Raw genomic sequence first — 5,230 nt, forward strand, 5'->3', positions numbered from 1 at the left:
CCGCGCCCGCCGCCGAGCCCGCGCCCGCTGCCCCGCCCGCGCCCGCCGCCCGTGCGCCTGAGGCCGCGCAGGCGTCCAGGGCCACGTGGGAGGTGAGGTCGCACGAGCCGTCGGGCACCGGGGGGACCTCCCGGCCGGCGCGGAAGCCCGTCAGCGTCCCGAAGGGCGGCCGGGCGCCCGCCGTGTGGGCGTAGTCCACCGCGACCGCCAGCCCCGCCGACAGGGAGGCCACCGCCCGCGCCCACGCCTCGTCGCGCGGGCGGCCGATCTCGGCGCGCTCGCCCGGCTCCCGCAGCGGCCACCAGCGGGCCAGCCACTCGGCGTCGGCGCCTGTCACGGGCGCGCCGAGCCGTTCGGTGCCGTCCGGCGCGACCTCCACGTACCGGGGCGTGCCCGCCTCGTCCAGCTGGGCCACGTCCACCGGGACGTTGTCCAGCCACTCGTTCGCGAAGAGCAGCCCGCGCACCCCAGCCGGGATGTCCGGCCGCCACGAGACGCGCTCGTCCAGCCCCGCCGGCCGGGCGGCGCGTTCCACGGCGTACGCCCGTACCCGCAGCCCCTCCGGCACGGCGGCCAGCACGCCCGTCAACAGCTCGCCCCGCCCCGCCCCCACATCCACCAGCGCGACCTCGTCCGTGCCCAGCTCCTGCGCGACTCGCGTCAGCAGCCGGGCCACCGCGCCCGCGAACAGCGGCGAGGCGTGCACCGAGGTACGGAAGTGCCCAGCGGGGCCCTCGGGGCGCAGGTAGAAGCCGTCAGGCCCGTACAGAGCCGTCTCGGCAGCCACCCGCCAGCCCCGCCACTGACCACGCCCTTGACCACGCCCTTGACCGGTGTCATCCATCACGGGAACAAGTCTCCACCTTGCGGAGTACGCCTCCGCCGCATGGATCGCCCCTCCGGTTGACCCATGCACCTATCCGGCTTCCCTACGCTGGGTTACGTGCAGCGCCTCTATGACTTCATCCGCAGACACCCCACGGGCGTCGACAGTTTCTGGGCTGTGATGCTCCTCGGGTTCTCCATGCTGTGGGTGGTCCAGGAACCGGTCGGTGCCGAGCCGCGTCTCGTCGCCGCCGCGATCGTGCTGCTGCTCTGCCTGGTCGTGGCGCTGCGCCGCCGCGCGCCCGAGAAGACGCTGGTCCTCGCGGCGGCCCTGGGGGTCGCCCAGCTCGCCTTGGACATCGCGATCAACCCGGCCGACTTCGCGATGCTCGTCGCCATCTACACCGTCGCCGCCCACGACGGCCCGCGCTGGGCGTCCCGCCTGGCGCTGGTCGGCGGGGCGAGCGCGGCGCCGCTGTCCCAGCTGCGCTGGCCCGTCGAGAACGTCTCGACCCCCGGCCGGATCTTCTTCACCATCGTGATGACCGTGCCGTTCATCCTCGCCTGGGTGCTGGGCGATTCCCTGCGTACCCGCCGCGCCTACTTCGCGCAGCTGGAGGAGCGCGCCACCCGCCTGGAGAAGGAGCGCGAGGCCCAGGCGAAGGTGGCCGTCGCCGCCGAACGCGCCCGGATCGCCCGTGAGCTGCACGACGTCGTCGCCCACAACGTCTCGGTCATGGTCGTCCAGGCCGACGGCGCCGCGTACGTCCTCGACAGCTCGCCCGACCAGGCCAAACAGGCCCTGGAGACCATCTCGACCACCGGCCGCCAGGCGCTCGCCGAGATGCGGAGGCTGCTCGGCATCCTGCGCACCGGTGAGCCGCAGGACTCCGAGGACTACGTGCCGCAGCCCGACGTCGAGCAGATCGGGGAGCTCGTCGAACAGGTGCGCGCGGCGGGCCTGGCGGTGGACTTCCGGATCGAGGGCACCCCGCGCCCCCTGCCGAGCGGCGTGGAGCTGACCGCGTACCGCATCGTCCAGGAGGCGCTGACCAACACCCGCAAGCACGGCGGCCCGGACGTCGGGGCGAGCGTCCGGCTGGTCTACTTCGACGACGGGCTGGGCCTGCTGGTCGAGGACGACGGCCGGGGCGCGGCGCACGAGCTCTACGAGGACGGCGGCGCCGACGGCCGGGGCCACGGGCTCATCGGCATGCGCGAGCGGGTCGGTATGGTCGGCGGCACCCTGGACGCCGGGCCGCGGCCGGGCGGCGGCTTCCGGATCAGCGCCCTGCTTCCCCTCAAGCCCGCCCACTGACTCCCTTAAGGACCCCCGCATGCCCATCCGTGTGATGCTCGTCGACGACCAGGTGCTGCTGCGCACCGGTTTCCGTATGGTGCTCGCCGCCCAGCCGGACATGGAGGTCGTGGCGGAGGCGGGCGACGGGGCGGAGGCCGTCGACATCCTCCGGTCCACCGCCGTCGACGTGGTGCTGATGGACGTACGGATGCCCAGGCTGGACGGCGTCGAGGCGACCCGCCGCATCTGCGCCGATCCCGACGCGCCCAAGGTCCTCATCCTCACCACCTTCGACCTGGACGAGTACGCGTTCTCCGGGCTGAAGGCGGGCGCCAGCGGCTTCATGCTGAAGGACGTCCCGCCGGGCGAGCTGCTCAGCGCGATCCGCTCCGTGCACAGCGGCGACGCGGTCGTCGCGCCCTCCACGACCCGGCGGCTGCTGGACCGCTTCTCCCCGATGCTGCCGGCCACGGGCGGCGAGCCGCGCAACACGACGCTGGAGAAGCTGACCGAACGCGAGCGCGAGGTCATGATGCTGGTCGCCCAGGGCCTCTCGAACGGCGAGATCGCGGCCCGGCTGGTCCTGTCCGAGGCCACGGTCAAGACCCACGTGGGCCGCATCCTCACCAAACTGGCACTGCGCGACCGCGTCCAGGTCGTGGTCCTCGCCTACGAAACGGGCCTGGTACGGGCGGGCGGCGGAGCGGCCGGAGCCTGACGTACCGCTCCTTGGACCGACGGCCCGTCCGGCCCGTCCGTGGACCGCTCAGCGCAGCACCGTCTCCAGGAAGTCGCCGCCGATCCGGGCCACCGCGGTGACGGCCAGCGCGTGCAGCGCCACCCCCAGCTCGGCGAGGGGCGAGGGTTCGAAGACGATGCGCTCGGGCGGCAGTCCGGTGATGTCGATGGTCACGCTCACGACCCCATGGTGAGGGGTCGCGGGGCGCGCCTCGCGCCATTTGACGGGCCTCGTCAATCGGCGGGCAGGCGACCGGCGGGCAGGCGGAGGGTGGCGTACATGAACGTGACGCAACAGCACATGCTCGACCTCCACCGGGCGGCCCGGCACGGCGTGGCGCCCCCGCCACCACCGGGCCGCGACGACTGGCCGGTGCTGCGCGCGGCCCGCGAGCACCGCCGCTTCACCTCGGTCCTCGCGGGGCGCCCGGCGAGCCCGGGCGCGCTCCGTCTGCGCCTGCGCCTGGGATGGCGCGCCCGCCTCCGTCCCACGCGCCGATAAGGCCGATCATCACACCACCGTCCACCGCCTGTGGACGGCCAGGTAGCACCACGTAACGCTGGCGTAGCATGACGAAGAATCGTCCGGTACCCCCCGCGGACTGGAACGGAAGGCCGTCGACGAGTGAACGCATCAACAGAACACCGCCCCGCCCGGCTCACCGTCGGTGTCGTGGGCGCCGGCCGGGTCGGGCCCGCCCTGGCCGCCGCCCTGCGCCTCGCCGGACACCGCCCGGTGGCCGTCTCGGGCGTCTCCGACGCCTCCGTGCGCCGCGCCGCCGAGCTGCTCCCGGACGTCCCCCTGGTCCCGCCCGCCCAGGTCCTGGAGCGCGCCGAGCTTGTCCTGCTCACCGTCCCCGACGACGCCCTGCCCGGCCTGGTCCAGGGCCTGGCCGAAACCGGAGCCGTACGTCCCGGGCAGCTCCTGGTCCACACGTCCGGGCGGTACGGCACGGCCGTGCTCGACCCGGCCCGCCGCGCCGGCGCGCTCCCGCTCGCCCTGCACCCCGCCATGACGTTCACCGGCACCAGCGTCGACGTCCAGCGGCTGGCCGGCTGCTCCTTCGGCGTCACCGCCCCCGACGAGCTGCGCCTGGCCGCCGAGGCGCTGGTCATCGAGATGGGCGGCGAGCCGGAGTGGATCGAGGAGGCGGCCCGCCCGCTCTACCACGCGGCCCTCGCGCTGGGCGCCAACCACCTGGTCACGCTCGTCGCCCAGTCCATGGAGCTGCTGCGGCAGGCCGGGGTCGCCGCCCCCGACCGGATGCTCGGCCCGCTGCTCGGCGCCGCCCTGGACAACGCGCTGCGCTCGGGCGACGCCGCCCTCACCGGGCCCGTCGCGCGCGGTGACGCCGGCACGGTGGCCGCGCACGTCGCCGAGCTGCGCAAGCACGCGCCCGCGACCGTCGCCGGGTACCTGGCCATGGCCCGTACGACCGCCGACCGCGCCCTCGCCCACGGCGTACTGAAGCCCGAGCTCGCGCAGGACCTGCTCGGCGTCCTCGCGGACGGCTCCCCAGGAGTGGACGGCTCCCCGGGAGCGGACGGCTCCGCCGGAGCAGAAGGAGACAGCGGCCGATGAGCCCCGACTTCGAACTGATCCCGACGTGCGACGACCTCCAGTACGTCCTCGAACACTCCGCGCCCCGGGGCCGTACCGCCGTCGTCATGACGATGGGCGCGCTCCACGAGGGCCACGCGACCCTGATCCGCGCCGCCCGCCGGCACGTCGGCACGAAGGGGTACGTCCTGGTCACCGTCTTCGTCAACCCGCTCCAGTTCGGCGCGGGCGAGGACCTCGACCGCTACCCCCGCACCCTGGACGCCGACCTCAGGACCGCCCAGGAGGCTGGCGCGGACGCCGTGTTCGCCCCGTCCGCCGACGAGGTGTACCCCGGCGGCGCCCCCGAGGTCCGGATCGCGGCGGGCCCCATGGGCGAGCGCCTCGAAGGGGCCTCCCGCCCCGGCCACTTCGACGGCATGCTCACCGTCGTCGCCAAGCTGCTCCACCTCACCCGCCCCGACGTGGCGTTCTTCGGCCAGAAGGACGCCCAGCAGCTGGCCCTGATCCGCCGCATGGTCCGCGACCTGAACTTCCCGGTCGACATCGTCGGCGTCCCGACCGTGCGCGAGCCCGACGGCCTCGCCCTCTCCAGCCGCAACCGCTACCTGTCGCCCGCCGAGCGCCGCACCGCCCTCGCCCTGTCCGCCGCCCTCTTCGCCGCCCGCGACCGGCTCGCCGCGCAAGCGGCGCTGCTCGCCCGCGCCGAGACGCTGCCCACCTCCGAGAGCCGCGCCGAGGCCCTGTCCCGGCTCGGCGAGTCGCGCGCGGCCGCCGACGCCCACGCGGCGGCGGCCACCGCGTGG

The 5,230-nt window shown here is 74.8% G+C and carries 6 protein-coding genes and 1 pseudogene; 5 read left to right on the forward strand and 2 right to left on the reverse strand.

Annotated features, from left to right (window positions below; genetic code table 11):
• Positions 1-844 (reverse strand): SAM-dependent methyltransferase (locus tag QWM81_RS28915; protein ID WP_290115457.1); only part of this gene is annotated, 844 nt, incomplete at its 3' end.
• 99 nt (positions 845-943) lie between these two features.
• On the opposite strand from QWM81_RS28915, the gene QWM81_RS28920 reads away from it, so the two are divergent.
• Both QWM81_RS28920 and QWM81_RS28925 read left to right on the forward strand, forming a co-directional pair.
• Positions 944-2,143 (forward strand): sensor histidine kinase, encoded by a 1,200-nt coding sequence (locus QWM81_RS28920; RefSeq protein ID WP_290115458.1) that lies wholly within the window; start codon positions 944-946, stop codon positions 2,141-2,143.
• A gap of 19 nt (positions 2,144-2,162) precedes the next feature.
• Positions 2,163-2,843: a response regulator transcription factor gene (locus tag QWM81_RS28925; RefSeq protein ID WP_290115459.1), complete on the forward strand. Its 681-nt coding sequence runs from the start codon at positions 2,163-2,165 to the stop codon at positions 2,841-2,843.
• Positions 2,844-2,945: 102 nt separating this feature from the next.
• On the opposite strand, the pseudogene QWM81_RS28930 reads toward QWM81_RS28925, so the two are convergent.
• Positions 2,946-3,044, reverse strand: a pseudogene (locus QWM81_RS28930) (DUF5937 family protein); the annotation flags it as partial.
• 99 nt (positions 3,045-3,143) lie between these two features.
• Here QWM81_RS28930 and QWM81_RS28935 point away from each other — a divergent pair.
• The 3 genes from QWM81_RS28935 to panC form a co-directional block, all read left to right on the forward strand.
• The gene (locus QWM81_RS28935) at positions 3,144-3,365 is read left to right on the forward strand and encodes a hypothetical protein (protein ID WP_290115460.1); all 222 of its coding nucleotides are present in this window, start codon (positions 3,144-3,146) and stop codon (positions 3,363-3,365) included.
• 123 nt (positions 3,366-3,488) lie between these two features.
• The gene (locus tag QWM81_RS28940; RefSeq protein ID WP_290115461.1) at positions 3,489-4,445 is read left to right on the forward strand and encodes a Rossmann-like and DUF2520 domain-containing protein; all 957 of its coding nucleotides are present in this window, start codon (positions 3,489-3,491) and stop codon (positions 4,443-4,445) included.
• The coding region (gene panC, locus QWM81_RS28945) for a pantoate--beta-alanine ligase (protein WP_290115463.1) at positions 4,442-5,230 on the forward strand (789 nt) is incomplete at its 3' end. The genes QWM81_RS28940 and panC, both read left to right, overlap by 4 nt.

The sequence above is a fragment of the Streptomyces ficellus genome, from assembly GCF_030406405.1.
Classification (GTDB): Bacteria; Actinomycetota; Actinomycetes; order Streptomycetales; family Streptomycetaceae; genus Streptomyces; species Streptomyces ficellus_B.